A 25,222-nucleotide genomic window follows, 5' to 3' on the forward strand; every position below is an offset into this window, starting at 1 on the left:
TTGGTAGTGAGTGCTGATGCCGCCGACTATAAACCCGAAAGCCGAAATATCTCAATATATAAATTTACATCCCACATAGTGAGCATAGATATAAAAAAACCGGCCTTGCTGGCCGGTTTACGAGGGGTATCAGCCCTGGGCGAAATCCCTCAGGGCATCACCTTCCATCCGATAGCGCACCCACTCCTCCTGCGGCTGGGCCCCGATGGACTTATAGAAGGCAATCGCCGGCTCGTTCCAATCCAGCACGCTCCACTCAAAGCGCCCGCACCCGTTGTCGCAGGCGATCTTCGCCAGGTGGCGCAGCAACTTCTTGCCCGCCCCGCCGCCGCGCTGCTCCGGGTTGATGTAGAGGTCTTCGAGGTACAGGCAATTGCTGCCCAACCAGGTGGAATAGCTGAAAAAGAACACCGCGAATCCGATTGGCAAGCCGTCCCGCGAGCAGATCAGGCCATGGGCAGTAGCGCCCTCGCTGAACAGGCTGCGCTCGATATCCACCACACTGGCAATCACTTCATGCCGGGCCTTTTCATACTCGGCAAGCTCGGTGATAAACGTCAGGATCTGTGCAGCATCGCTGGGCACGGCGGGGCGAATCTCAATGGTCATGGGCGAACCTTGGGCAAATTCAAAGGCCACATACTAAGACGGTTTCATCACCGATTGCAGTGCAATTTCAATCGCGACTACCCTGTTGGCCCACCGCCTGATGAGAAGCCCCATGCCCTTCGCGCCCCTGCCCGACCTCGCCGCCACCTTACTGCCCCATGCCCTCGGGCCTTCGGAAGATGGCGCCCACGATCTGTCGCACCTGCAGCGCGTATGGCACAACGCACGCTTGATTCAGGCGCAGGAAGGCGGTGATCTGGAGGTGTTGCTGGCGGCGGTATTGCTGCACGACTGCGTGGCCGTCGAGAAAAACTCACCGTTGCGCTCGAAAGCCTCGCAGTTGGCCGCCGACAAGGCGGCGCAGACGTTGCAGTTGCTCGGCTGGCCCGCCTCCAGGGTCGACGCCGTGACCCACGCCATCGCCACCCATAGTTTTTCCGCTGGCTTGGAGCCTCGGACCCTGGAGGCCGAGATCACGCAGGACGCCGATCGCCTCGACTCCCTGGGCATGATCGGCGTAGCCCGCACGTTCTACACCGCCGGGCGCATGGGCAGCGGTTTGTATGACCCGGCCGACCCCACGGCACGCCACCGCGAGTACGACGACAAACGTTTTTGCCTGGATCATTTCCAGACCAAATTATTGTCGTTGGCCGACGGATTTCAAACGCCGACCGGCCAGCGCCTGGCACAGGCCCGCCACCATCGGCTCAAGGGATTCATGGAGACGTTTATCGAGGAGATCGGCGCACTGTAAACCGGCCTTACTCCGTTGCCGGCTAACGCAAGCACCACCAACCACAGAACAATCCGCCTGGGCGTGCGTGGTAAAAATCGGCCATAACTCCAACGACCCCAAGGCTTGCCCATGCACTCCACCTCACCGGTGGGCGGAAAATTGTTCGCCCTGTTTTGCCTTGCCAGCTTCCTATTGTCGCTGTCCTACGGTTCAACCTTTTTGCTGTCGTTGCTGATTCATTCGCGCGGTGGGAACGAGCACGACGCGGGCAGTGTGATTTCCACGGCGATGCTCAGCACGTTCGTGGCGGTGGTGCTCTCCGGGCACTTGGCCGATGCGTGGGGAGCGGCACGGGCCATCGCGGGGATGGGCGTGTTGCTGGTACTTGCCTGCCTGGGTTTTGCCCTGACGCCAGGGTTTGGCCAGGGCTTGATGCTGTTCGGGCTGGCCCTCGGATTGGGCTGGGGCGTCTTCTATACGCTGGGCCCGATCATCGTGACCTTGCTGGTAGAACCCAGCCAACGCGCCAAGTACTTTGCGCTGCTGTCGGGCAGCATGTTGAGTGGCATCGGCTCCGGCCCCTTGCTCGGACGCGCCACCGCGGCACTGGACCTGCCCCTGACGACCGCGTTCTATATTGCCGGGTTGGCCAGCCTCGCCGGGGTTCTTGTTTTCTGGCGATTGGGCGCCGCGCTCAAGCATCGGGAAAATGCCCCGGCTTCGCGGATTTCCCTGGCCGCCAGCCGCCGGGTGCTGTCTTCCAAGGCGGCGTTCGCGATCCTCATGGTCGGCCTGGGTGGCTGCGTATTTGGCGGGCTCTCATCGTTCCAGACCAGCTATGCCGCCGCGCATGGGTTGGACTACTCGCTGTTCTTCGCGGGGTTCCTGAGTGCAGCGATCACCAGCCGCCTGTTGATCGCCGGCTTCGTGGTCAAGCTGGATGCCTATCGGGCTGCCTGTGTGTTATCCGGGATCATGCTCGGTTCGATCGCGCTGTTCGCCTTTGGCGTGAGCGGCAACCTCAGCTATCTGCTGGCGGCGGCCACGCTGGGAGTGGGGTACGGCCTGACGTATTCCGTCATCAACGGGCTGGTCGCCCACGAAGCGCCGCCCGGTACAACGTCCCAGGCATTGCTGCTGTTCAGCCTGGCCTACTTTGTCGGCGTGTTTGGCTTTCCCTGGCTGGCGGGCAAGATCATCGTCGAATTCGGGCTGTCGACACTGATGCTGGGCGTACTGATCATCGCCGCGCTGAACTGGCTGATCACCGTTGCACGCTTGATCGAGCGCCGTCTCTCGGCACATAAAATCTTACAGGTGAGCTGATACCGTTCGTCGCCACCGAGGCACGAACCCACAAACTGGGCGGACCAATCAAGGGTAAGGACATCAATCATATGGAGACACCCTCATGAAGAATTCCACGTTTGCCGCCCTCGCCCTCACCGGCCTGCTGTCCGCCGCTTCGCTGAGTGCATTGGCCGCCACCTCGTCCACCGGCAAGACCGATCCTGTGGGCAGCCCGCCCAGCCCTGCCACCCAGGAATCCCAGGATTCGATGGGCACCGGCCTCGACACCAACGGGGGTGCAATCATCGACAACGGCGCCGACCCGCGCACCAAAGGCAACGACACCCAGCGCCAGGCCCCGGCCGCCGTCGGTAACGGCAAAATGGGCCCATCGGTCAATCAGCCGACGATCAACAAAGGCGACGACTCCAACATCCCAGGCGCCCCGAAACAGCCTGCGCCTTGATGCATCGGTAGCAAGACCAACACCCGATCATTTCCCAGTGAAGAGGTATGCATGAACGTCGATAAAAACCTTGAACAAGAAGTCCTCACCCGCCTGCTGCACGCCCACCCGAACGGGTTGGGCAAGGAGGTGCTGGATAATTACCGCGGTGAAAAAGTGGTCGCCAGTGTCTTGGCGCTCCTGCAAGACCGCGGCTTTATCAAGGATGGGCATGTGACCACCGATGCTGCCGGTGACTATGCGTTGAACCTGCCGATCAAGCTGACCGCGTCGGGCGTGGAAGAAGCGCGAAAGCTGGAAAGCCAAACCCGGCAGTAATGGCTTTTATCTGACCTGGCCCTGATCCAAGGGCCAGAAGGAATATCGCGATGCGTCGTGGAAGCAATGTTCACCGCTGAACAGAAGCGCTAAGCGGCGCATATCGAAGAATATCGGCCCGTCTGTGGCGAGCGGGCTTGCCCCGCGTTGGGCTGCGCAGCAGCCCCAGCAAATCCACCGCGATCCTACCCGCGGGATCTCGGTCGATGGGTTTAGGGGCCGCTTCGCGCCCCAACGCGGGGCAAGCCCGCTCGCCACAACAAGCCCGCTCGCCACAACAAGCTCGTTCGCCACAACAAGCCCGCTCACTACAACAAGCTCGTTCGCCACAAAAATCCGGGCGTTCAAGGGAAAGACTAATTCTTAAAAATCAATAAGTTACTTGATCATTGATCAGAGGGTGCTTGCCCATCTTTGAGTGCATGGTCATTCAGCGAGTAGCGCGTCAACCTCGGCAGTGCCTGGAGACGTCGCAGGTCCCCAGCGGGTAACCGCCAGTGCCGCCGCCGCGTTCGCGCGGCGTGCCGCCACTGCGGGCGCCAGGCCCATGGCCAGACCGGCCATGAACACGCCCGCGTGCGCATCCCCAGCGCCATTGCTGTCCACCGCCCGCACCTTGAAGCCCGGCACGTGCTCAACCTCACCCGCGCGCCCGACCCAGCAGCCATTCGGCCCGTCACGCACGACCAGCAACGTTTCGGCGGGCAGGTGCTGACTGAGCGCGGGCAACGCGGCGGTGATATCCGCCGCACCGGTAAACGCGAGCGCTTCGGGGCCATTGCTGGTCCAGATATCGATACGCGGCAACAATGCGCTCATCAAGGCCGAGCCCGGCGCCTTGACCAGAGGGCCCGGGTCGAACACCACCACGATTGCGCGTGGCAGTGCCAGCAGCCAGTCGATCAGCGGCTGTGCCTTGCCCTCAAGGAGCAGGCTGTAGCCACTGACATACACATAGTCGTCCGCCTGCGGCGTTACGGCGGCCAAGTCCTCGGCACTCAACTCGCCCTCAGCGCCGATATGGGAGATGAAGGTGCGTTCGGTGGTGGCTTCCGTGAGAGACACGCACAACCCGGTGTCTTTGCCACCGCTGGCCGCCAAGGCCATTTCAATACCTTCGGCCTGCATGGCGGCACGGGCCTGGTCGCCGAAGCGGCCGTTGCCATGACGCCCCAGGTACACCACCGGCAAGCCATTGCGTCGCGCCGCCGCCATCACATTGAACCCGCCGCCAGCCTCGAAGCTGGCCGAGTGCGCGAGCACGTCGCCACCGGTGGCCGGCAGTTTTTCCAGGGACATGACCAGGTCGACGATGACCTGGCCAGTGTGCAGCAATCTAGACATTGGGGCTCTCAACTAAAGCCGGACGACGGTCAGCCGCGCCGCCGAGTACCGCGTAAATGCCGCCGGCAACCAGGAAGGTGACGATCCAGCCCAGGCCGTTGTGGCCCAGCCAGGAGTCGGACAATGGCCCGGCGAACCAGATGTTTTGCGCAGTGGTACCGATCGTGGTGAAGCTGAAACCCAGCACGATCGCCACGGCCCAGGCGCCGAACGCCCGCCATTCCACGCCACCGCGATACCAGTAGGCGCTGCTTGGGCTCACGTCCAGCAAATCCTTGGGGCTGTAGTAGTGGCGATGGATCAGGTCGACCACAAAGATCCCGACCCAGGCGGTGATCGGCACCGCCAGCAACGAGATAAAGGTGATGAACGGACCGTAGAAGCTGTCGGCGATCAGCATGAAGTAAATGGAGCCGGCGAAGATCGCCACGATGTCGACGATCACCGCATGCACGCGCTTGACCTTCAGACCGAGGGTCAAGGTGGTGAGGCCGGCCGAATACACCGACAAGTTATTCGACAGCAGCAACCCGCCAAACGCGGTGATCAGGTACGGCACGGCCATCCAGGTCGGCAGCATGTCGCGGATCGCGATGATCGGGTCGGTGGCCGAGGCCAGGTCATGGTTGCCCACCGACAGCAGGCCGCCGAGGGTGATCAGCAGCACCAGCGGAATGCCGGCACCAAACGCTGCGGACGCCACCAGGCGCACGGCCTTGACGCTGCGGTGCTGGTAGCGCGACATATCGGCACCGGCGTTGGCCCAGCCGATACCGGTACCGGCAGCCATGGTGCCGATGCCGATCATCATCGCGCTCATCGGTGCCGGGGTAGCGTTGAACACCGCGCTCCAGTCGATGGTGGCGCAGAGGAAACCGCCGACCAGGATGTTCAAGGCACCGAATACATAGGTGGCCCACTTCTGGATCACCAGCAAGGTAGCGTGGCCCAGGCCGGAAACCGACAGGGTCAGCAACACGAAAATGGCGATGAAGATCAGGGTCAGCAGCGGCGCACTTTTCGCCTCCACCGGCGAGCCGAACAGGATCGAACACAACGAGAGCAGCACGAAGGCGGCGGTGGTGGTGTTGACCGTTTCCCAGCCCAGGCGTGACATCAGCGAGACCAGGGTCGGGCCGATATTGCCGCGTACGCCGAAGATCGCGCGGGACAGGGTCAGGCTGGGCGCACGCCCACGGCGGCCAGCGATGGAAATAATGCCCACCACCGCGAAGGAACCGGCTGCGCCAAGGATCGCAACGATGATCGCCTGCCAGATAGCCAGCCCACGAAACGCCACCAGGGTCGCGCCCAGCGGCAAGCCGAGAATGCTGATATTGGCGGCGAACCACACCCAGAACAGTTGCAGCGGATGACCGTTGCACTCGCCTTCAGGGACCGGTTCGATGCCGCGTGTTTCCAATTGCCCAGCGCTTTGGCTGGAAGAGATGCTGCTCATGAGGGGTGCTCCTGGTGCCTGTATTGTTGTGGTTGTGGCAGATGCTTAAGGTCGATCGACTCTCGGTCTTCCTGACTCGATGAGCTCACAGTGGGAGCGCGCTTTCTGTCAAAGCATCGGGGCGGATACACCGCTGACGCGAGCAGGCCCGCTCCCACCTGTTTGTTTGCGGCGCTTACCGAATGGTCAGCAGCCCCTGCACCAGCGCCTGTAGATCCAGGCCATTGACCCGCTTGACCTGTTCGATCATCGCTTCAGGCCAGCACTGCATGCCCAGGCACGCCCCCAACATGGCCCCGAGCATCGCGGCGATGGTGTCGGTATCGCCCCCCAGGCTGGCGGCCAGGCACAGGGCTTCAAATGCGTTCATTTCGCCCGACGCCACTTGCTGCGCGAGGGCGAACGACACCACCACCGACTCCTGGGACGCGACGGAGGTGCCGATCAATTCATAGAGCAGGTCGGCGAACAGCGCCTTGTCGCCACTGCCGACGCTCAAGGTCCGCGCCCAACTGATGCGCGTGGAAATACGCCCGCCCGCAATCCAGTGGCCATGGCTTTCGGCTTGCTGGGCGAGCTGGGTGCCGATGTTCAACGCTTCGCCCAGGTCCACACCGTTGATGCCCGCCGATACCACGGCGGCCACCGCCGCCGCACTGGAGATGCCCAGGGTGGTGTTGTGGGTAACCTGGCACGCCTGGATCACCGCCTGGAGAAACTGCGCCGGGTCGCGCACATCGGCGGCGATGCCCACCGGCGTGATGCGCATCGCCGCGCCATTGGTGGTGCCGTAGCGTCCGGCTTCTTCCGGGGTGTGCCCGGCGAGGATCATGTCGATGGCGCGCTTGGTCGAAGGCCCGAGCAAATCCTGGGAGCCCTTGGCACGCATCACCGCTTCCCAGTCGATCAGGCGCTGGGCGAGCACAGTGGAGTCGATCTTGCCGTGGCCTTCCACCAGCAACTCGCCGACCAGAATCGCCTGTTCGGTGTCATCGGTGATGGAGCCAGCGGGCATGTTCGGCGCGATGGGCTGGTTGGCGTCAGCATCTTCCAGGGCAGTGATCGCACCGAAGCGCGCCTTGACCTGTTCACGGCTCAAGGATTGGGTGGGCATGCCCAAGGCATCGCCCAGGGCCAGGCCATAGAAAGCGCCAAGAGCGCGAAGCATCGGGGTCATTTCGACGTTCCAAACTGCAGGTGCAGGCGAAAGTGCAGAGGGTCGAGCAAGCTTTCGACGTGCTCCATGAAGCGCTCGCGACGGTCGTAGGTGGTACGCGAAGCCTTGAGAAATACCGTGCCTGCCGGACGACCGAGCAATTCGGCGTCTTCCTCGCTCAGGGGCTCGGCGCCGATCCACTGGTCGCCCTCGGCGCCGACATAACCGTAGGCGGCCAGGGTGATGGTCAGGGAGTTGTCGATCAGGCCCACACGGGGCAGGCTTTCCAGGCCACCGGTCGCCGGCATCAACGAGCGTTCCAGGGACACGGCGGTGCCGTCGGTGGTGCGCCGACGGCGGTCGAGGGCAATAAATTGATCGTTGCCGAAACGGCTGAGCAGGTCCGCGCGGGTCACGGCTTCGAAGCGCAGGATATCGGTGGTCACCAGCGCGCCCGTGTCGGCCAGGGCCTGGGCCCAACCGCTGCGCTGGTCAAGCACCATGCCGTCAAAGGTGACGATGGAACCCACGCCACTCTGGGTGGCGATGTAATTACGGCGCTTGAGCTCGGCCAGGGCCTCACGCAAGGTGCCACGACTGACCGCAAACTCTTCGGCCAACTGGTGCTCGCCCGGTAGCAGGAAACCGTCGGCCATCACCCCACCCTCGATACGGCGGATGAGCTCGTCGACGACGCGTTTTTTCTTATCAAATCGAACATGTCTAATCATGTACAAATTGATAACCGAAAGCGCCCGATCACAGCAAGCGAATTATTTCAAAGGAATGAAAAAACCGCCCTCAGGGCTCCCGCCCGATACGGAAAAACTCCCCGCCGCTCCACACACCGAGCCAGTTCTGACCGTTGATCGGACGGCTCACGGCCAGCTCCACCAATTGGTAGAACACATTGCGGTGAATCAGCGCTTCGAGGTTGGTGCGCACACGCAGATAGGGGGACGGTTCTTGAGTGTCGGGGTCGATCACTACCCGCAGCGGGTGTTCGAGGCCAGCCTCGATTTGATCATCGACGTTGGTGGTAAAGCGCAACACCTGGCTTTCGCCCTGCCCTTCGACATCCAGGGTGACCGCGACAAAGGGCGCATCATCGACGCTGATGCCCACCTTTTCCACAGGGGTGACCAAGAAGTAATCGTCGCCATCACGGCGAAGGATGTTGGAGAACAACTTGACCATCGGCTTACGCCCGATGGGCGTGCCCTGGTAGAACCAGGTGCCATCACGGGCGATACGCATGTCGATATGGCCGCAGAAGTCCGGGTTCCACAGATGCACCGGCGCCGGCCCCTTGCCCTTGGGCAGTTGGGCCAACAGGTCATTGGCCTTGGCGGAATCGGTCATGGTGTTATCCCTCTTTTACGTGCTGGCCTTACTGGTCCCCCATGCCCAGCAGGCCTCGGGCGTACTGCGCCAGGGGCCGGGCAATCAGATCTTCGGGCTTGTTGTCGTGGAACGTCAGTAAACCGCCACGATTGCGAATACGTGCAGTATCAATCAAATACTGGGTGCTGGTCTCGATCAACATGATCTGGATCACACCGCTGTCCAGGCCGAGGCGGTCGAGGGCCTGCTGGTCGGTCCACTCATCGGCGTTGCCGATACGGTCATCCGCCGCGGCAAAACGGCAGTACAACAAGTAATGGGCACCGGCCGCACGGGCTTCGGCCATGGCCTGCTCAAGCCCTTCGGGCTGACGGGCGCGGCGCACCATGGGGAAGTATTCGACGAAGCCGTTGAAGGCTTCCTCGGCTACCACGTTCGGACGCGGATAGGCACTGCCCGGTGGCACGAAAGCGCCTTGGGCGATAAACACAAAGGAGTCCGGCTGGATGCGAACCGAGGCGGTACGGCGAGTATCGCTATGGTCGAGCAACCCGGCATCGCTCATCTGATAGCGGGTGCCTTCGGCCATATCGCTGACGGTCATGCAACCACTCAACGTCAACGACGCCAGCAACAAAACCAGACTACGCATCCTAATCCTCCAGAAGCCGGTGACGGAAAACCGGCGAATGGGCTCAAGATGCAGGTTCTGCGCCAGCTTGAGGGCAGCTCAAATCAAATGTGGGTGATGTGTCATCTTCGGGATAGCGTTAGCCGCCGATGATCTTCATGACCGTCGCGCCGCCGGAGAACGCGACTTCCTGTTTATCGCCCAGCGCCTTGACCAACAGGCCCTGCAAGGCCGGCAGCGCCTGGTGACGCGGCTTGTCCAGCAGGTCGCCGACGTAGTGCCGGTTGCTCGACGACAGGCAGCCATGCAGCCAACCGGTCGACGACAGCCGCAGCCGCGAGCAGGTGCGGCAGAACGGCACGCTTTCGTTGGCGATCACGCCAAAAAAGCCTTTGCCCGGCACTTCGTAGCGAACGGCCGTGGCGTCTACCGGTGCGTTGGCTTGCAGGTATTCATGGTGTTCGCCGATCAGGCCAAGCAGTTGCTGCAAGCTGACGAATTGCTGCAGAAACGCATTGGAGTCCTTGGCCAGGTGGCCCATGCGCATCAACTCGATAAAGCGCAATTCATAGCCACGCTCCAGGCAATAGTCGAGCAGGGGCATCACCTGGTCGAGGTTCTGCCCGCGCAACGGCACCATATTGACCTTGATCTTGATCCCGGCCGCGCGGGCCTGGTCCATGCCATCGAGCACGGTGGCCAGGTCACCGCCACGGGCGATGCTGCGGAAGGCGTCGGCGTCCAGGGTGTCGAGGGAAACGTTGATACGCCGGATACCGGCGTCCACCAGCAGCGGCAGTTTGCGCGCAAGTAACTGGCCATTGGTGGTCAGGCTGATATCACTGAGGCCCATCCCGCCCACGGCGCCCATGAAGGCTTCGAGTTTGGGGCTGACCAGCGGCTCGCCGCCGGTGATACGCAGGCGCTCGATACCCGCCGCTTCAATCAGATAGGCCACGCCACGGGCCATGGCCTCGGCCGAGAGTTCGTCCTGGGCAGCCACCAGCCGCTTGCCGTTTGGCACGCAGTAGGTACACGCGTAATTGCAGGCTGAGGTCAGGCTGATCCGCAAATTGCGAAAACGCCTGCCTTGACGATCAACGATCATGGATCACTCCGGCAGAGGATGATTCGGGGCGCGCTAAAAACTGACTGATAAATCAGCTTTTAGCAAGATCCTTGCCTGAGTATATTCCTGGGTTACTGCACCTGGCAGCAAATCATTACGTGGCAGGCGTTTCAGCGGGGGCGTGTGGCTGCTCGGTGCTGTGCTTGCGCTTGTTGCCCATGCGCACACCGATGTCCATCAGGAACTGGAAGAAACCTTCCTGATCTTCCAGCACATTGCTCCAGAACGGCGAGTGGTACAGCGCCACGGCGCCATGCACCAAGGCCCAGGCGGCACAGTAGTGGAAGTACGGCGGCACATCTTCAAGCTTGCCTTCACTGATGCGCCCCTTGATCAGCAGGGTCAGGCGTTCGAAGTTCGAGGCGCGGATCTTGTGCAGTTCCTCGACCATTTCCGGCACCTGGTGGCCCTTGACCACTTTTTCTTCCAGGCGGTCGAACAGGCGATAGCGCTGCGGGTCACGCATGCGGAATTCGAAATAGGCCCGGGACAGGGCCTCCTTGTCCTTGTCGACATCGGCCGAGTGCAGCAACTCGTTCAAGTCGCGCTCGTAGTCGAGCATCAGGCGCAGGTAGATTTCAGCCTTGGATTTGAAATGCTTGTAGATCGTGCCTTTGCCGATACCCACGGCATCCGCAATCATCTCGACGGTGACGCTGTCTTCACCTTGTTCGAGGAACAACTTGAGTGCAGTGTCGAGAATTTCCTGCTCACGGCGGCGAAACTCACGGACCTTACGGGGTTCTTTGTGCATGAGGAAGAGGTCTGCAGAGGTCGGTATTAGGGAGGGTTGCGCAGGGCCACGGATACGTGGCGATACGATTTACCCGATGCGAGGGATTATCCCGACTGAACGGTCGTTGGGCAACGTCTATGTGAACCCGTTGCGCACTTTACTTTCAGTCCGCCAACGATTTCATGCTTATCAGTCAGAAATAATACGCAACAACTACAGCTGGGCACCGGCTCAATGAGAACTCAAGCGAAGCGCACGTATTCCAAATCTGTTTAAGAAACGACCAGCCGCGACTGGACTGAATCGGATACTGATCAATACTTCAACTGTCGGCGCGACATCTCCCCCAAGTGAAGCGTCGACCTGGGTACCAACGGACCGCGTGCCCTTGTTTTACTCCTAATGGTCTTAGCCCGGATTCGCCCCCCCAGAACCCGGGTTTTTTTTGCCTGCGATTTGTCCGGCCCCGTTACCCGGCCACATGGGCCTGCGGGAACAGGCGCTTGAAGTTCGCAGTGGTCTGTTCGGCAAAGCGCTCATATGACTCACCGCGCAGCATCGCCAGGTAATCCGCCACATCCCGCACATACTCCGGCAGATTTGGCTTGCCGCGATGGGGGATGGGCGCCAGGTACGGCGAGTCGGTTTCCACCAGCAGACGGTCGACCGGTACTTGGCGCGCCACATCCCGCAAGGCATCGGCATTGCGGAAAGTCACGATGCCCGACAGGGAGATATAGAACCCCAGGTCCAGGGCGGCCTTGGCCATGTCCCAGTCTTCGGTGAAACAATGCAGCACGCCTGCCTGGGGGAGCGCGGCTTCGCGCAGCAGGGCCAGGGTATCGGCGCGAGCACCGCGGGTGTGGACAATCACTGGTTTGCCGGTCTGCCGGGCGGCTTGCAGGTGCAGGCGAAACGATGCCTGCTGCAACTCGGCGGCTTCGGGTTCGTAGTGGTAATCCAGGCCGGTCTCGCCAATGGCGATCACGCGCGGGTGGTTCAGCTCCCCCAACAGCCAGTCGAGGGCCGGGGCCTCACCGGGCTTGAGGTCCAACGGGTGGACACCCACCGAGCAATCCACATCGGCATAGCGATCGGCGAGGGCTTTGACGTCAGCGGCGTTGTCGGCACTGACGCCGATGCACAGGAAGTGCCCTACCCCGCGCTGGCGGGCGGCTTCGAGGGCGGCATCAAGGGAACCGCCATGCTGGGCAAGGTCAAGGCGATCAAGGTGGCAATGGGAATCTACGAGCATAGGAAATTACGACTTAAGTCACGGAAAGGGCCTGGCCAACGATACACCCGTCGGCCACGGAAATTAACGGCGGCCGAGCAAGCCGACCCACTGCACCAGCAGCGCTTCGAGCAACAGCACGCGGTTGAGGTTGGCCTTGCCGAGCACCTTCTGGCGCTGGGCGAGGATCCAGTCCTGGATATTGAGCACCTTGTCCTGGGCACTTTTCTGCGCCAGGTACTGCACCACCTTGCGCATGTCCGGCAGGCCCAGGCCCTGTTCATCCTGGGTCAACTGGTAGCGCAGGATCAGGCTCGACCAGTCGCAGAACCAGTCGAACAGCAGCAGCAAGGGGATGTCTTTCCAGGCGGCTTCGGCCAACTGAGTAGCGGACAGCTCCTGCTTGAGCAGTTTTTTCACGCCATCCACCACCAGCGCCCGTTGCTCGCGCACGCCCTGGGCGTGCAGCTTCACCGCTGCCAGGGGTGAACCGGCGGCCAGGGTCAGTAACTCGACCCGTTCGTCTTCGGCGCACTCCGGCAGCGCCTGTGCCAGCCACTGCAAGCTCATGGCCTCGCTCGGCAACGGGCACGCCTGCTGCACGCACCGGCTGCGAATGGTCGGCAACAAGCGGCTGGACTGGTGACTGACCAACAACAGCACCGTATCGCCGGAAGGTTCTTCCAGGCTTTTGAGCAAAGCGTTGGCGGCATTGATGTTCATTGCTTCCACCGGCTCGATCAACACCACCTTGCGCCCGCCCATCTGTGCGGTTTGCACCACGAAACCGACAAGGTCGCGGACCTGGTCGACCTTGATCGCCTTGTCGGCTTCCTCGGGCTCCAGCAGATAGTTGTCCGGGTGGCTACCGGCCTTGAGCAACAGGCAGGATTTGCACTCGCCGCAGGCTTCCAGGTTGACCGGACGCTGGCACAACAGGCTGGCCATCAGGCGTTCGGCGAGGGCGCGCTTGCCGATCCCCGCCGGCCCGTGCAGCAAATAGGCGTGGGCGTGCTGGGCACGGCCGGCCAACTGCTGCCAGAGGCTATCCTGCCAGGGGTAGGCTTCAGCCACGGGCGCGCTCCAGCAGTGTCGGCAACAAAGCGTCAATGGCCTGTTGCACCCGGGCCAGCGGCTGCGCGGCGTCCAGCAGGTAATAACGCGCCGGTTCAGCCTTGGCGCGCGCAAGGAATGCGCTACGCACCGCCTCGAAAAACGCCTGGCCTTCCAGCTCGAAGCGATCGAGGCGACCACGGGCACTGGCACGCGCCAGGCCGACTTCTACCGGGAGGTCGAACACCAGGGTCAGGTCAGGGCGCAAATCGCCCTGCACAAAGGTTTCCAGGGTGGCAATGCGCTCCAGCGACAAACCCCGGCCACCGCCCTGGTAGGCATAGGTGGAATCGGTGAAGCGATCACAAATCACCACCGCACCACGGGCCAGGGCCGGGCGAATCACCTCGGCCAGGTGCTGGGCACGTGCGGCAAACACCAGCAACAGCTCGGTGTCCGGGTTCATCTGTTCGTCACCTGGGGTCAGCAGCACCTCGCGGATACGCTCGGCCAGCGGCGTGCCGCCCGGTTCACGGGTCAACACCACTTCGATACCCTCGGCGCGCAAGCACTCGGCCAGGTAATCGCGGTTGGTGCTTTTGCCGGCGCCTTCCGGGCCTTCCAGGGTAATAAACAAGCCAGTCACAGGCAGTCCTTAGTCAGAGTCATTGCGGGCTTTGCGGCGCGACGGTGTCCGGTGCAGGCTCCGCCGGCGCTTGAGCTGGAGTATCGGCGGGGGGCGTCGGGTCTTCCGGCGGTTTTACCACCGGCGCCGGGCTGGAGCGATAATCGGCGCGACGCTTGAGCTGGAACTCACGCACGGCGGCATTATGCGCATCCAGGTTATCGGAGAAAATATGGCTGCCATCGCCACGGGCGACGAAATACAGGCTGCTGCCCGGCACCGGGTTCAGCGCAGCATGAATCGCCTCGCGGCCGACCATGGCGATCGGCGTCGGCGGCAGACCGGCCACCATGTAGGTGTTGTAGGGGTTGGCTTCCTTGAGGTGGGCGCGGGTCAACTTGCCGTTGTAGCGCTCCCCCAGGCCGTAGATCACCGTCGGGTCGGTCTGCAGGAGCATGCCGATCTTCATGCGGCGCACGAATACCCCGGCGATCTGCCCACGCTCTTCCGGTACACCGGTCTCTTTCTCCACCAGGGAGGCCATGATCAGCGCTTGGTAAGGGTCGGTGTACGGCACATCAGCGGCGCGCTTGCTCCATTCCTGAGCGAGTACATCGTCCAGGCGGTTGTAGGCTTTTTTCAGGAATTCGACATCGGTCATGCCGCGCACGAAACGGTAGGTATCAGGAAAGAACCGACCTTCAGGGAACACGCCGGGATGGCCAAGCTTGTCCATCACCTCGCTGTCACTCAGGCCCGAGAGGGTCTGTACGATCTTTTCATGCTTGGCCAGGGCCGAACGAACCTGGCGAAAATTCCAGCCTTCCACCAGGGTCAGGCTGTATTGCACCACTTCGCCACGTTGCCACAGGCCAATCAGGCCCTGGGCGGTCATCCCAGGCGTCATGCGATATTCGCCGCTGTGCAGCGGCTGTCCATCGAGGTTGAAACGCCAGTACAGGCGCAGCCAGAAGGCACCTTCGAGCACACCCTCGGCCTCCAGGCGATTGAAGGTACCCGTGGGGGTGGCCCCTGCCGGCACATCAAGCAACTGCTCCTGCGTCAGGTTCAGCGGCTGCTTCAGGGAGGAATCGAGTTTCCAGGCGGAAAACCCCAACAGCAACGCCGCCGAGAACACACCGATCAGCAGCAGTACAACCAGTTTTCGTATCAACTCAAATATCCAATAGTGCGCGAACAATGCCCTGCAGTTTACGGGTGAGCGGGCCAACCGACCAGCTCATCGCAGCACAGTCGCGCACCGGCCAAATGCCATAAACGCTGTTGCACACAAAGACTTCATCAGCCTGTTGCAACTGCTCAAGGCTGATATCAGCCACGGCCACCGGGATGCCCAGCGCTTGTGCCTGGGCCAGGACCTCGGCGCGCATGACACCGGCAACCCCGCAACGCGCCAGATCGGCGGTTAGTAACAAGCCGTTGCAAACCAGGAACAAGTTGCTGAACACGCCCTCGATGACGCGTCCGGACCTATCCAGCATCAAGCCCTCGGCATGCTCGGCGTCTTGCCATTCGGCGCGGGCAAGCACTTGCTCCAGGCGGTTGAGGTGCTTGAGACCCGCCAATAGCGGTTGTTCGGACAAGCGGGTGGCACACGGAAACAGGCGGATACCGTCGGTTCCATAGGCCGGGGGATAAGTGGCGGGCGGACTGCCCAGCAAGATCCGACGCACGGGAGCGCCGGGGTTGATGCCATAACCGCGCAGGCTGTCGCCGCGGGTGAGCATCAACTTGAGAACACCGTCGCCGAGGGCGGCGGCATAAGCCAGCACTTCGCTGCGGATCAGCGCCGGATCCGCAACCAGTTCCAACCGCCTGCAGCCCTCGTCGAGGCGGTGCAGGTGGCGGTCGAGCAGCACGGGCTGCCCGGCCTTGACGGCAATCGTCTCAAACAAGCCGTCGCCATAAGCCAGGCCACGATCCTTCAGGGGCACGCTGTCCGCTGGCTGACCGTCGACCCAGCTGTGCATCACTCGGCGAACCGGCGGAACACCAGGGAACCGTTGGTGCCACCGAAACCGAACGAGTTGGAGATCACCACGTCGATCGGCATCGGCTGTGCTTCGTGAGGCACGAAGTTCAGGTCGCAACCTTCGTCCGGCTCATCGAGGTTGATGGTCGGCGGAGCGACCTGATCCTTGATGGCCATCACACTGAAGATCGCCTCGACCGCGCCCGCCGCACCCAACAGATGGCCGGTCATGGACTTGGTAGAGCTGACCGCCAGCTTGTAGGCATGGTCGCCGAACACCGACCTGATGGCTTCGGCTTCCGCCAGGTCGCCAGTCGGGGTCGAGGTGCCGTGGGCGTTGATGTACTGCACCTGGTCCGGGTTGACCTTCGCATCGCGCAGGGCGTTGGTAATGCAACGCGCAGCGCCAGCACCATCGGCCGGTGGCGAGGTCATGTGGTAGGCGTCGCCGCTCATGCCGAAACCGATCAGCTCGGCGTAGATGGTGGCACCCCGCGCCTTGGCGTGTTCCAGTTCTTCGAGCACCAGGGCACCGGCACCGTCGGACAGCACGAAACCGTCACGGCCCTTGTCCCATGGACGGCTGGCACGGGTCGGTTCGTCATTGCGCGTCGACAGCGCACGGGATGCGCCGAAGCCGCCCATGCCCAGGCCACAGGCGGCCATTTCGGCGCCACCGGCGATCATCACATCCGCCTCGTCATAGGCGATATTGCGCGCCGCCATGCCGATGCAGTGAGTGCCCGTGGTGCACGCCGTGGCAATGGCGTAGTTAGGTCCCTGGGCACCCAAGTGGATGGACAGGAAACCGGAAATCATATTGATGATCGAGCCCGGAACGAAGAACGGTGAAATTCGACGGGGGCCGGAATCATGCAGCGTGCGACTGGTTTCTTCGATATTGGTCAGACCGCCAATACCCGATCCCATGGCGACGCCGATACGCTCACGGTTGGCGTCGGTCACTTCCAGGCCAGCGTTACGCACTGCCTGAAAACCGGCTGCCAGGCCGTATTGAATGAACAGGTCGAGTTTGCGGGACTCTTTGACCGAGAGATATTCCTCGACATTGAAACCCTTTACCGAGCCGCCAAAACGGGTGGAATAGGCAGAAAGGTCCGTGTGTTCGATCAGACCAATACCACTGCGGCCAGCCAGAATGCCCTGCCAACTGCTCGGCACATCCGTACCCAGTGGCGACAACATACCCATACCGGTGACTACGACGCGTCTACGCGACACAGCACTCTCCTTTTTCTTGATGACGACACTTTGCTTCAGAGCCACTTTTCATCAGAGCTAAAGAAAAAACCGCACGCCGTTACAGCAGTGCGGTTTTTCCCTGACAGCAAGCGACGACTACAAACTATTACGCCTGGTGGCTAGTAACGTAGTCGATAGCAGCTTGAACAGTAGTGATTTTTTCAGCTTCTTCGTCCGGGATTTCGGTCTCGAATTCCTCTTCCAGAGCCATCACCAGCTCAACGGTGTCAAGGGAATCGGCACCCAGGTCTTCTACGAAGGAAGCAGTGTTGATCACTTCTTCTTCTTTGACGCCCAGTTGCTCGGCAACGATTTTCTTGACGCGCTCTTCGATGGTGCTCATACCTTGTTTAACTCCTAATGGACAAATTCAGGCAGCTGGCCAGTGGGTAAGTGTATAGAAAGCCATTTCAGCTTTTCAACTGAAAGCTTCACCCTGTACCCCGTAGGCCACCTGCCTATAAATTAAGTTGCAGCTTTATAACGGATTTTAGACAGCTCGTATGACATTTTTTTGAAGCGATCCGTCACAATTTAACTCATGTACATCCCGCCGTTCACCGGGATTGTAGCCCCAGTCACGTATGCCGCACCGTCGGATGCCAGGAAAGTGACCACATTCGCGATCTCTTGAGCCTGGCCCAGACGGCCCAGCGGAATCTGCGTCAGCAAGGCTTCACGCTGTGCTTCCGGCAGTTCGCGGGTCATATCGGTATCGATGAACCCTGGGGCCACCGAGTTGACCGTAATCGACCGCGAGCCGACTTCACGCGCCAATGCACGGCTGAAACCTTCCAGACCGGCCTTGGCGGCTGCGTAGTTTACTTGGCCTGCGTTGCCCATGGCACCCACTACAGAGCCAATATTGATAATTCGGCCCCAGCGCGCCTTGGTCATGCCGCGCAAAACGCCCTTGGACAGGCGAAACAGACTGTTCAAGTTGGTGTCGACCACGTCGTACCACTCGTCGTCTTTCATGCGCATCATCAGGTTATCGCGGGTGATACCGGCGTTATTCACCAGAATTGCCGGCGCACCGAACTGTGCGGTGATCTCGGCCAGTACCGCAGCCACGGACTCATCGCTGGTCACATTCAGCTCAAGGCCAGTGCCTTGGACACCGTTTTCCTTCAAGGTCGCGGCGATACGCTCGGCGCCCGAAGCGGAAGTGGCGGTGCCAATGACAACGGCGCCCTGACGGCCCAGTTCCAGGGCGATGGCCTGGCCAATGCCACGGCTGGCGCCGGTAACCAGTGCAACTTTACCTTGCAGACTCATGCAGGCTTCTCCTAAGTTCGGGGATCAGGGGTCAGGCCAGTGCCGCGAGAGCGGCAGCGAAGGCATCCGGGGTATTGAGATTGGCGGTCGACACACCGTCGGCGCAACGCTTGTTCAGGCCAGCCAGGACCTTGCCCGGGCCGCATTCAACCAGCTCGGTGGCGCCATTGGCGGCCAGGGTCTGTACCGACTCAACCCAGCGTACCGGCTTGTAGAGCTGCTCCAACAGGTCGCGCTTGAGGGTCTCGAGATCAGGTGCAACCGCCGCGCTGACGTTCTGCACCAGCGGAATCTGCGGCGCCTGCCAGTTGATGGCGGCGATGGACTCGGCAAACCGCTCGGCTGCCGGACGCATCAACTCGCAATGGGACGGCACGCTCACCGGCAACGGCAGCGCACGCTTGGCGCCACGGGCCTTGCAGCCTTCGATGGCACGCTCGACCGCCGCCTTGGCACCGGCGATCACCACCTGGCCAGGGGAGTTGAAGTTCACTGCGCTGACCACTTCGCCCTGAGCGGCTTCGGCGCAGGCCTCGATCACGACCGCATCGTCCAGGCCGAGGATAGCGGCCATGCCGCCCTGCCCGGCCGGAACGGCTTCCTGCATCAGTTGGCCACGACGCTCGACCAGCTTGACCGCCTCGCCCAGGGTCAGGCTGCCCGCCGCCACCAGGGCGCTGTATTCGCCCAGGCTGTGACCGGCCACGAATGCCGGGCGTGCGCCGCCTTCAGCCAGCCACAGGCGCCACAGGGCAATCGAAGCGGTCAGGATCGCCGGTTGGGTTTTATCGGTTTGATTGAGTTGCTCTTCCGGCCCCTGCTGGGTCAACGCCCACAGGTCGTAACCCAGGGCATCGGAAGCTTCCTTGAAGGTTTCCAGGATCAGCGGATATTGCGCGCCCAGCTCGGCCAACATGCCGAGGGACTGCGAACCCTGCCCTGGAAAGACGAATGCGAGGGATGTAGACATGTAACAAGCCCCTAAATGATCAGGTCGTCGGAAATGGTCGCTCCCGATCTTAAAATGAATGGTGGGAGCGCACGAAACTGACAGATTGGATGGTCAATTGAACTGGTCGGTCACATTTAAGCATTCCCGAGCCGATTCGCCTAAGGCAACAGATCCTCTAGACGGCCGTGCAAACGTTGAGGCAGGTTTTCCTGGATCTCGATAAGCGCACGCGCAATAGCGCTTTGGAAGCCCTGCACCCCCGCCGAGCCGTGGCTTTTGACCACAATGCCCTGCAAGCCAAGAAAACTTGCGCCGTTATGCCGCGCTGGCGCCAGGTCAGCCTGCAGGCGGCGCATCAACGGCAGCGCCAGGGCGCCCACCATGCGTGACGCCAGGCTCTGCTTGAACAACGCTTCGATGCGCATCGCGATCATGGTGGCCAGGCCTTCGCTGGACTTGAGCAGGATATTGCCGACAAAACCGTCGCACACCACCACATCCGCTTCGCCACGGTACAAACCGTCGCCTTCGACAAAGCCGATGTAGTTCAAGCCCCGCGCGCCCTGCAACAGGGTAGCGGCGAGCTTCACCTGCTGGTTGCCCTTGATGTCCTCGGTACCGATGTTCAGCAAGGCCACTCGCGGCCGGACCACACCCAGCGCTTCGGCGGCCACCGAGCCCATCACGGCGAACTGAAACAGGTGCTCGGCACTGCAATCGACATTCGCGCCCAGGTCCAGCAGTTGGCAATAGCCTTTCTGCGTCGGAATCGCCGCCACCATCGCCGGCCGGTCAATCCCCGGCAGGGTCTTGAGCACATGCCGCGACAATGCCATCAATGCACCGGTATTGCCGGCGCTGACGCAGGCTTGCACCTTGCCGTCGTGCAACAACTCAAGGGCTACCCGCATCGAAGAATCGGGCTTGCCACGCAGGGCCGCCGCCGGCTTGTCATCCATGCTGATGGTTTCGCTGGCTGGCGTAATCGTCAGGCGCGCGCGATCCACCGCCGGATGGCTGGCAATCAGTTCTTCAAGGAGGGAGGGTTGACCGACAAGGGTCAGGTGCAGCGAGGGTGTGGCAGCCAGGCTGGCAATGCAGGCCTGAACAATGCTGCGGGGACCGAAGTCCCCGCCCATTGCGTCAATCGCGATGACTTGAGCAGACAAGTGATTACTCGTCAGCGCCCTTGTCGATCACTTTACGGCCACGGTATACGCCTTCTGGCGATACGTGGTGACGCAGGTGAACTTCACCGGTGGTCTTTTCTACGGACAGGGTGCTAGCCTCGAGAGCGTCGTGCGAACGACGCATGTCACGGGCAGAGCGGGATTTTTTGTTCTGCTGAACAGCCATAATTGATTAACTCCTAAACGTTTGGGTCACGCTTTAACTGCGCCAATACACTGAACGGGTTGGACCGCGTTACCTCGTCCTCGCTCGGTTCGGGCTCGTCATCGAGGCCCGCCGGCTGCTGGCATTCTTCCGGATGATGAGCAGGCACAATGGGCAAGGCGAGCAGAAGCTCCTCCTCGATCAGTGCATGCAGATCCAAAGGATCTTCGCCCAGTTCCAGCACGTCATAACCTTTCGGCAACGACTGGGTATTCGCACCCTCCTTCACCACAGCATAACTGCACTCGCTGTGGATCGGCAGGGTGACCAGCTCAAGACAACGCTGGCAAACCATTTTGACCTCGGTGTCGATAAAGCTGTGGATTACCACAGATTTACGTTCATCTCGTTCAAAAACGAATTTGGCCTGCACCGTACCGACAGTGTCGGAAAGCGGGTCGCAGAGTCTCTCCAAATCGGCCAGCAGCAACTCACCTTGAAGGGAAGTGCCACGATCAGCCAATTTGCGCGGGTCAACGTGAGGTGGAATCGGGTCATTCAACATAGGCGCAGCATTATAGGGATGCCCCCAGCCATGTCAAAGGAAATTCAGCCCTGTGCGTCGGCCGGTCGCCCCGCTAGAATCGGCGGCTGCCTTGAGGAGACGTCCATGCTGCCTTTATTACTCGCTTCCAGCTCGGTTTATCGCCGGGAATTGCTGAGCCGCCTGCACCTGCCGTTCACCTGCAGCTCGCCGGATATCGACGAAAGCCACGCTGCAAATGAGTCGGCCACGGATCTGGTCAAACGCCTGGCCGAACAGAAAGCCCGTGCCCTCGCCGCCAGCCATCCTGGACATTTGATCATCGGCTCCGACCAGGTCGCCGCGCTGGAAGGCCGCATCATCGGCAAGCCTCACACGTTCGAAAACGCGCGCGAGCAATTATTGGCTGCCAGTGGCAAACGTGTCAGTTTCCTCACCGGCCTGGCCCTGCTTAACAGCGAGACGGGGCACTGCCAGGTGGACTGCATACCCTTTACCGTGCACATGCGCGAGCTGGATGCAGCGCGCATCGAGCGCTACCTGCGGATCGAGCAGCCGTATGACTGCGCGGGCAGCTTCAAGGCTGAAGGGCTGGGCGTGAGCCTGTTCCAGAGCACCGAAGGGCCGGACGCGACCAGTCTTGTCGGCTTACCCCTGATTCGGCTGGTGGATATGCTACTCAGCGAAGGCGTGCAAATCCCTTAAGAACGCTGCAAAACCCAATGCGGGACGGGCGACGCGACGATTCGACTTGCTCCCGACAGCGGTAATTCAGTCAGCTTATCTGTAGCTGACCCACCGCTATCGGGGGGCAAGCCCCCTCCCACCTCTATCGAAATCTCAGCGCAGCGCCGGGCCCTGGAAGCCCATGTAAAGCGCCAGCTTCTCAGCCACGCTGGCACCGAGCTTCTTGGAGAAACGATCAAACGGCGATTCTTCAACGGTGAAATCCACCAGGTCCTTCTCGCCAATCACATCCCGCGCCACCGAACTGGCACTGCCCAAGCCATCGATCAGACCCAGTGGCAATGCTTGCTCGCCCGACCACACCAGACCGGAGAACAACTCCGGATGCTCTTTATCCTTCAGACGATCCCCACGCCCCTGCTTGACGCTGGCGATGAACTGGCGATGAGTGGTGTCGAGCACGCCTTGCCAGAACTGGGTTTCATCCGCCTTTTGCGGCTGGAACGGGTCAAGGAACGCCTTATGCTCGCCCGAGGTGTAGGTCCGACGCTCCACCCCCAGCTTCTCCATGGTGCCGACAAAGCCATAACCGGCCGCCGTCACACCAATGGAGCCGACCAGGCTGGCCTTGTCGGCATAAATCTGGTCAGCGGCGCTTGCAATGTAATAGGCACCCGAAGCGCCGAGATCGGAAATGACCGCATACAGCTTGATCTCCGGATGCAGCCCGCGCAGGCGACGAATCTCGTCATACACATAGCCCGACTGCACCGGACTGCCACCGGGGCTGTTGATGCGCAGGATCACGCCCTTGACCTTGGGGTCTTCAAAGGCCGCGCGCAGGCTGCTGACAATATTGTCGGCGCTGGCGGACTCCTTGTCGGCGATCACCCCACGCACCTCGATCAGGGCCGTGTAGTGGCTGCCACGGGTGGCGCTTTTTTCCATGTCCATCAGCGGGCTGAACAGCGCCAGCATGCCCAGCAGGTAAACAAAGGTCAGCAGCTTGAAGAAAATCCCCCAACGCCGCGAACGACGCTGTTCCTGCACGCTGGCCAGGAGAGTCTTCTCCAACAGCTTCCAGCTTTTGTCATCGGCCTTGTCGTCACTGGCCTTTTCCGGTGCTTTCCACTCATCACTCATGCCAACTACCCCAGCAAAGACTTATTGGGCCCGGCCGAGCCAGGCCTGCAATTCAGAAAAATGATCGATCGTCAGCCTGGGCTCATATGGCTGCAACGCCTCGGCAGCCTGGGCGCCATAACTGACCGCCACACTGTCCATGCCAGCGTTGCGCGCCATCATCAGGTCGAAGGAAGCGTCGCCCACCATCAGCGCCTGGCGCGGCGACACGCCGCAATGGGCCAGGATCTGCTCAAGCATCAGGGGATGGGGCTTGCTGGCGGTTTCGTCAGCGGCGCGGGTGATGTCGAAATAATCTTCCCAACCATACGCCTCGAGCACCCGGTCCAACCCGCGACGGGACTTACCGGTGGCGACGGCCAGGTGATAGCCCTCGGCGCGAAAAGCGTCCAGGGACTGCACCACCCCATCAAACAGCGGCGACGGCTCGGCCTCCAGGGCCATGTAGTGATCGACGTAGTGCCCACGGAAAGCGACCAACTCAGCGTCAGCGATGTGCGGGTACAAGGTACGAATCGCCTCCGGCAGGCCGAGGCCGATAATGCCCTTGACCGCGAGATCAGTGCACGGCTCGAAGCCCGAGCGGTTGGAGGCAATGTGAATGGATTCGACGATCCGGCCAATGGAGTTGGCCAGGGTGCCGTCCCAATCGAAAATCAGCAGCTTGTAATCAAGGTGCGACACTCAAACGCTCCACGGTCTTGGCCCACATGTCATCGACCGGCGCCTGCAGTTTCAATTCACCGCCATCGGGCAGCGGCACGGTGAGCATATAGGCGTGCAGGAACAGGCGCTTGCCGCCCAGCTCCCGGATTTCCTTGGAGAAATCCTCGTCGCCATATTTGGTATCGCCCGCAATGCAGTGGCCCGCATGCAGGGTGTGCACGCGAATCTGGTGGGTACGACCGGTGACGGGCTTGGCTTCGACCAGAGTGGCGAAGTCACCGAAGCGGCGCAGCACCTTGAACAGGGTCAGGGCCTCTTTGCCCTCCTCGTCCACTTCGACCATGCGCTCGCCGGAGCGCAGGTTGCTCTTCTGCAACGGCGCGCGGACGCTCTTGATCGAACTGGCCCAGTTGCCACGCACCAGCGCCATGTAGCGCTTGTCCACGCCATCGCCACGCAGGGCTGTGTGCAGATGGCGCAACATGCTGCGCTTCTTGGCGATCATGAGCAGGCCGGAGGTGTCACGGTCCAGGCGGTGGACCAGCTCCAGCTCCTTGGCATCCGGACGCAGCTGACGAAAGGCTTCGATCACGCCGAAGTTCAGGCCGCTGCCCCCGTGAACCGCAATGCCGCACGGCTTGTTGATCACGATCAGCTTGCTGTCTTCGAAGACAATCGAGGCCTCGAGGCGCTGCAACAGGCCCTGGGCCAATGGCACGGGCTCGTCACGCTCAGGCACGCGCACCGGCGGCACACGAACGATATCGCCCGCCTGCAGCTTGTACTCGGGCTTGATACGGCCCTTGTTCACACGCACTTCGCCTTTACGCAAGATGCGGTAAATCAAGGTCTTGGGCACGCCTTTGAGCCTGGCCAGGAGAAAATTGTCGATGCGTTGGCCGGCATATTCCGGCGAGACCTCAAGCAGCTGGACGCTGGGGGTCTGGGGGGCGGTAGTCGTCATGGCGGCGATGATAACAATTTTTTATGGAATTGAAGCACTTAATCATTGCTGCTATAGTCGCGAACGCCGCCAAAAGCGGCCTGGACAGAGGACTAGCGGCAAACTGCCGGCCCTGACCATCGCAATTCATCAGGACGCGAGGCCGTCCTACGGGGCTTTCACCACCTTGGAAGGCCCGAGATTGTAACAAGCGCAGGTGACATGAGGCCTGAAGCGAGTGCAGAAAGCAGAGTGAATACTCGTCTTCTGCGCCGATATTTACGG

General features: G+C 61.3%; 29 protein-coding genes. 5 read left to right on the forward strand and 24 right to left on the reverse strand.

Features of this window, described 5'->3' with window-relative positions; all coding sequences use genetic code 11:
- Nucleotides 1–129: 129 nt before the first annotated feature.
- Nucleotides 130–609, reverse strand: coding sequence for a GNAT family N-acetyltransferase (locus AB7933_RS25410; RefSeq protein WP_041161286.1), 480 nt, complete (start codon nucleotides 607–609; stop codon nucleotides 130–132).
- A 112-nt stretch (nucleotides 610–721) separates the two neighbouring features.
- On the opposite strand from AB7933_RS25410, the gene AB7933_RS25415 reads away from it, so the two are divergent.
- The 4 genes from AB7933_RS25415 (at nucleotide 722) to AB7933_RS25430 (ending at nucleotide 3,422) form a co-directional block, all read left to right on the forward strand.
- Nucleotides 722–1,366 (forward strand): HD domain-containing protein, encoded by a 645-nt coding sequence (locus AB7933_RS25415; protein WP_024076944.1) that lies wholly within the window; start codon nucleotides 722–724, stop codon nucleotides 1,364–1,366.
- A 111-nt stretch (nucleotides 1,367–1,477) separates the two neighbouring features.
- Nucleotides 1,478–2,674, forward strand: a complete 1,197-nt coding sequence (locus tag AB7933_RS25420; RefSeq protein WP_024076945.1) for an MFS transporter — start codon at nucleotides 1,478–1,480, stop codon at nucleotides 2,672–2,674.
- Nucleotides 2,675–2,759: 85 nt separating this feature from the next.
- Nucleotides 2,760–3,104, forward strand: a complete 345-nt coding sequence (locus AB7933_RS25425) for a hypothetical protein (protein WP_024076946.1) — start codon at nucleotides 2,760–2,762, stop codon at nucleotides 3,102–3,104.
- A gap of 51 nt (nucleotides 3,105–3,155) precedes the next feature.
- Complete coding sequence (locus tag AB7933_RS25430; RefSeq protein WP_024076947.1) at nucleotides 3,156–3,422, forward strand: hypothetical protein; 267 nt, start codon at nucleotides 3,156–3,158, stop codon at nucleotides 3,420–3,422.
- Between the two features lie 426 nt (nucleotides 3,423–3,848).
- On the opposite strand, the gene AB7933_RS25435 is transcribed toward AB7933_RS25430, so the two are convergent.
- The 20 genes from AB7933_RS25435 to AB7933_RS25530 all read right to left on the reverse strand — a co-directional run bounded on the left by AB7933_RS25435 (nucleotide 3,849) and on the right by AB7933_RS25530 (nucleotide 21,519).
- A complete protein-coding gene (locus AB7933_RS25435) occupies nucleotides 3,849–4,766 on the reverse strand; it encodes a PfkB family carbohydrate kinase (RefSeq protein WP_024076948.1) in 918 nt (305 codons plus the stop codon).
- Nucleotides 4,759–6,225, reverse strand: coding sequence for a purine-cytosine permease family protein (locus AB7933_RS25440; protein ID WP_024076949.1), 1,467 nt, complete (start codon nucleotides 6,223–6,225; stop codon nucleotides 4,759–4,761). Before AB7933_RS25440 ends, AB7933_RS25435 begins: the two co-directional genes overlap by 8 nt.
- A gap of 175 nt (nucleotides 6,226–6,400) precedes the next feature.
- Complete coding sequence (locus tag AB7933_RS25445; protein WP_024076950.1) at nucleotides 6,401–7,402, reverse strand: ADP-ribosylglycohydrolase family protein; 1,002 nt, start codon at nucleotides 7,400–7,402, stop codon at nucleotides 6,401–6,403.
- Nucleotides 7,399–8,112 carry a GntR family transcriptional regulator gene (locus AB7933_RS25450; RefSeq protein WP_024076951.1) on the reverse strand — a complete coding sequence of 238 codons (714 nt, stop codon included), beginning with the start codon at nucleotides 8,110–8,112 and terminating at the stop codon, nucleotides 7,399–7,401. The genes AB7933_RS25445 and AB7933_RS25450 overlap by 4 nt, the downstream gene beginning before the upstream one ends.
- Before the next feature lie 70 nt (nucleotides 8,113–8,182).
- Nucleotides 8,183–8,743, reverse strand: coding sequence for a DUF1285 domain-containing protein (locus AB7933_RS25455; protein WP_024076952.1), 561 nt, complete (start codon nucleotides 8,741–8,743; stop codon nucleotides 8,183–8,185).
- A 28-nt stretch (nucleotides 8,744–8,771) separates the two neighbouring features.
- Complete coding sequence (locus AB7933_RS25460) at nucleotides 8,772–9,377, reverse strand: DUF4823 domain-containing protein (RefSeq protein WP_024076953.1); 606 nt, start codon at nucleotides 9,375–9,377, stop codon at nucleotides 8,772–8,774.
- 118 nt (nucleotides 9,378–9,495) lie between these two features.
- Nucleotides 9,496–10,464, reverse strand: a complete 969-nt coding sequence (locus AB7933_RS25465) for a GTP 3',8-cyclase MoaA (protein ID WP_024076954.1) — start codon at nucleotides 10,462–10,464, stop codon at nucleotides 9,496–9,498.
- 115 nt (nucleotides 10,465–10,579) lie between these two features.
- Nucleotides 10,580–11,239 (reverse strand): TetR/AcrR family transcriptional regulator, encoded by a 660-nt coding sequence (locus AB7933_RS25470; RefSeq protein WP_024076955.1) that lies wholly within the window; start codon nucleotides 11,237–11,239, stop codon nucleotides 10,580–10,582.
- 451 nt (nucleotides 11,240–11,690) lie between these two features.
- Nucleotides 11,691–12,476, reverse strand: a complete 786-nt coding sequence (locus tag AB7933_RS25475; protein ID WP_024076956.1) for a TatD family hydrolase — start codon at nucleotides 12,474–12,476, stop codon at nucleotides 11,691–11,693.
- Between the two features lie 63 nt (nucleotides 12,477–12,539).
- Entirely contained in the window at nucleotides 12,540–13,529 is a 990-nt protein-coding gene (locus tag AB7933_RS25480) for a DNA polymerase III subunit delta' (protein ID WP_024076957.1), read from the reverse strand.
- A complete protein-coding gene (gene tmk, locus AB7933_RS25485; protein WP_024076958.1) occupies nucleotides 13,522–14,154 on the reverse strand; it encodes a dTMP kinase in 633 nt (210 codons plus the stop codon). Before tmk ends, AB7933_RS25480 begins: the two co-directional genes overlap by 8 nt.
- 19 nt (nucleotides 14,155–14,173) lie before the next feature.
- Entirely contained in the window at nucleotides 14,174–15,307 is a 1,134-nt protein-coding gene (mltG, locus tag AB7933_RS25490; protein ID WP_024076959.1) for an endolytic transglycosylase MltG, read from the reverse strand.
- 1 nt (nucleotide 15,308) lies between these two features.
- Nucleotides 15,309–16,124: an aminodeoxychorismate lyase gene (gene pabC / locus AB7933_RS25495; RefSeq protein WP_024076960.1), complete on the reverse strand. Its 816-nt coding sequence runs from the start codon at nucleotides 16,122–16,124 to the stop codon at nucleotides 15,309–15,311.
- Nucleotides 16,124–17,368 (reverse strand): beta-ketoacyl-ACP synthase II, encoded by a 1,245-nt coding sequence (gene fabF / locus AB7933_RS25500; protein ID WP_024076961.1) that lies wholly within the window; start codon nucleotides 17,366–17,368, stop codon nucleotides 16,124–16,126. The genes pabC and fabF overlap by 1 nt, the downstream gene beginning before the upstream one ends.
- Before the next feature lie 127 nt (nucleotides 17,369–17,495).
- Nucleotides 17,496–17,732, reverse strand: coding sequence for an acyl carrier protein (gene acpP / locus AB7933_RS25505; protein WP_024076962.1), 237 nt, complete (start codon nucleotides 17,730–17,732; stop codon nucleotides 17,496–17,498).
- A 191-nt stretch (nucleotides 17,733–17,923) separates the two neighbouring features.
- Nucleotides 17,924–18,667, reverse strand: coding sequence for a 3-oxoacyl-ACP reductase FabG (fabG, locus tag AB7933_RS25510; protein ID WP_015885432.1), 744 nt, complete (start codon nucleotides 18,665–18,667; stop codon nucleotides 17,924–17,926).
- 31 nt (nucleotides 18,668–18,698) lie between these two features.
- A complete protein-coding gene (fabD, locus tag AB7933_RS25515; protein ID WP_024076963.1) occupies nucleotides 18,699–19,637 on the reverse strand; it encodes an ACP S-malonyltransferase in 939 nt (312 codons plus the stop codon).
- A 140-nt stretch (nucleotides 19,638–19,777) separates the two neighbouring features.
- Nucleotides 19,778–20,788: a phosphate acyltransferase PlsX gene (gene plsX, locus AB7933_RS25520; protein WP_024076964.1), complete on the reverse strand. Its 1,011-nt coding sequence runs from the start codon at nucleotides 20,786–20,788 to the stop codon at nucleotides 19,778–19,780.
- 4 nt (nucleotides 20,789–20,792) lie between these two features.
- On the reverse strand, nucleotides 20,793–20,975 hold the full coding sequence (rpmF, locus tag AB7933_RS25525) for a 50S ribosomal protein L32 (protein ID WP_003179396.1): 183 nt from the start codon (nucleotides 20,973–20,975) through the stop codon (nucleotides 20,793–20,795).
- Nucleotides 20,976–20,988: 13 nt separating this feature from the next.
- Nucleotides 20,989–21,519, reverse strand: a complete 531-nt coding sequence (locus AB7933_RS25530) for a YceD family protein (protein WP_010566563.1) — start codon at nucleotides 21,517–21,519, stop codon at nucleotides 20,989–20,991.
- Between the two features lie 105 nt (nucleotides 21,520–21,624).
- Between AB7933_RS25530 and AB7933_RS25535 the strand changes: the two genes are divergently transcribed.
- Nucleotides 21,625–22,203, forward strand: a complete 579-nt coding sequence (locus tag AB7933_RS25535; protein WP_024076965.1) for a Maf family protein — start codon at nucleotides 21,625–21,627, stop codon at nucleotides 22,201–22,203.
- A 135-nt stretch (nucleotides 22,204–22,338) separates the two neighbouring features.
- Here AB7933_RS25535 and AB7933_RS25540 read toward each other — a convergent pair whose 3' ends face one another.
- Genes AB7933_RS25540 through rluC form a run of 3 tightly spaced genes read right to left on the reverse strand, consistent with a single transcriptional unit; the run spans nucleotide 22,339 to nucleotide 24,958 of the window.
- Nucleotides 22,339–23,328 carry a S49 family peptidase gene (locus AB7933_RS25540; RefSeq protein ID WP_024076966.1) on the reverse strand — a complete coding sequence of 330 codons (990 nt, stop codon included), beginning with the start codon at nucleotides 23,326–23,328 and terminating at the stop codon, nucleotides 22,339–22,341.
- Between the two features lie 21 nt (nucleotides 23,329–23,349).
- The gene (locus tag AB7933_RS25545) at nucleotides 23,350–24,012 is read right to left on the reverse strand and encodes an HAD-IA family hydrolase (RefSeq protein ID WP_024076967.1); all 663 of its coding nucleotides are present in this window, start codon (nucleotides 24,010–24,012) and stop codon (nucleotides 23,350–23,352) included.
- Nucleotides 23,999–24,958 (reverse strand): 23S rRNA pseudouridine(955/2504/2580) synthase RluC, encoded by a 960-nt coding sequence (gene rluC / locus AB7933_RS25550; protein ID WP_024076968.1) that lies wholly within the window; start codon nucleotides 24,956–24,958, stop codon nucleotides 23,999–24,001. The genes AB7933_RS25545 and rluC overlap by 14 nt, the downstream gene beginning before the upstream one ends.
- Nucleotides 24,959–25,222 lie beyond the last annotated feature (264 nt).

The organism is Pseudomonas gorinensis, assembly GCF_042015035.1.
GTDB lineage: Bacteria > Pseudomonadota > Gammaproteobacteria > Pseudomonadales > Pseudomonadaceae > Aquipseudomonas > Aquipseudomonas gorinensis.

Excerpts from the sequence above, each read along its gene's own strand:
- AB7933_RS25410 (WP_041161286.1), bottom strand. The coding sequence starts at position 609 with ATGACCATTGAGATTCGCCCCGCCGTGCCCAGCGATGCTGCACAGATC.
- AB7933_RS25415 (WP_024076944.1), top strand. The coding sequence starts at position 722 with ATGCCCTTCGCGCCCCTGCCCGACCTCGCCGCCACCTTACTGCCCCAT.
- AB7933_RS25420 (WP_024076945.1), top strand. The coding sequence starts at position 1,478 with ATGCACTCCACCTCACCGGTGGGCGGAAAATTGTTCGCCCTGTTTTGC.
- AB7933_RS25425 (WP_024076946.1), top strand. The coding sequence starts at position 2,760 with ATGAAGAATTCCACGTTTGCCGCCCTCGCCCTCACCGGCCTGCTGTCC.
- AB7933_RS25430 (WP_024076947.1), top strand. The coding sequence starts at position 3,156 with ATGAACGTCGATAAAAACCTTGAACAAGAAGTCCTCACCCGCCTGCTG.
- AB7933_RS25435 (WP_024076948.1), bottom strand. The coding sequence starts at position 4,766 with ATGTCTAGATTGCTGCACACTGGCCAGGTCATCGTCGACCTGGTCATG.
- AB7933_RS25440 (WP_024076949.1), bottom strand. The coding sequence starts at position 6,225 with ATGAGCAGCATCTCTTCCAGCCAAAGCGCTGGGCAATTGGAAACACGC.
- AB7933_RS25445 (WP_024076950.1), bottom strand. The coding sequence starts at position 7,402 with ATGACCCCGATGCTTCGCGCTCTTGGCGCTTTCTATGGCCTGGCCCTG.
- AB7933_RS25450 (WP_024076951.1), bottom strand. The coding sequence starts at position 8,112 with ATGATTAGACATGTTCGATTTGATAAGAAAAAACGCGTCGTCGACGAG.
- AB7933_RS25455 (WP_024076952.1), bottom strand. The coding sequence starts at position 8,743 with ATGACCGATTCCGCCAAGGCCAATGACCTGTTGGCCCAACTGCCCAAG.
- AB7933_RS25460 (WP_024076953.1), bottom strand. The coding sequence starts at position 9,377 with ATGCGTAGTCTGGTTTTGTTGCTGGCGTCGTTGACGTTGAGTGGTTGC.
- AB7933_RS25465 (WP_024076954.1), bottom strand. The coding sequence starts at position 10,464 with ATGATCGTTGATCGTCAAGGCAGGCGTTTTCGCAATTTGCGGATCAGC.
- AB7933_RS25470 (WP_024076955.1), bottom strand. The coding sequence starts at position 11,239 with ATGCACAAAGAACCCCGTAAGGTCCGTGAGTTTCGCCGCCGTGAGCAG.
- AB7933_RS25475 (WP_024076956.1), bottom strand. The coding sequence starts at position 12,476 with ATGCTCGTAGATTCCCATTGCCACCTTGATCGCCTTGACCTTGCCCAG.
- pabC (WP_024076960.1), bottom strand. The coding sequence starts at position 16,124 with ATGCACAGCTGGGTCGACGGTCAGCCAGCGGACAGCGTGCCCCTGAAG.
- acpP (WP_024076962.1), bottom strand. The coding sequence starts at position 17,732 with ATGAGCACCATCGAAGAGCGCGTCAAGAAAATCGTTGCCGAGCAACTG.
- fabG (WP_015885432.1), bottom strand. The coding sequence starts at position 18,667 with ATGAGTCTGCAAGGTAAAGTTGCACTGGTTACCGGCGCCAGCCGTGGC.
- fabD (WP_024076963.1), bottom strand. The coding sequence starts at position 19,637 with ATGTCTACATCCCTCGCATTCGTCTTTCCAGGGCAGGGTTCGCAGTCC.
- rpmF (WP_003179396.1), bottom strand. The coding sequence starts at position 20,975 with ATGGCTGTTCAGCAGAACAAAAAATCCCGCTCTGCCCGTGACATGCGT.
- AB7933_RS25530 (WP_010566563.1), bottom strand. The coding sequence starts at position 21,519 with ATGTTGAATGACCCGATTCCACCTCACGTTGACCCGCGCAAATTGGCT.
- AB7933_RS25535 (WP_024076965.1), top strand. The coding sequence starts at position 21,625 with ATGCTGCCTTTATTACTCGCTTCCAGCTCGGTTTATCGCCGGGAATTG.
- AB7933_RS25540 (WP_024076966.1), bottom strand. The coding sequence starts at position 23,328 with ATGAGTGATGAGTGGAAAGCACCGGAAAAGGCCAGTGACGACAAGGCC.
- rluC (WP_024076968.1), bottom strand. The coding sequence starts at position 24,958 with ATGACGACTACCGCCCCCCAGACCCCCAGCGTCCAGCTGCTTGAGGTC.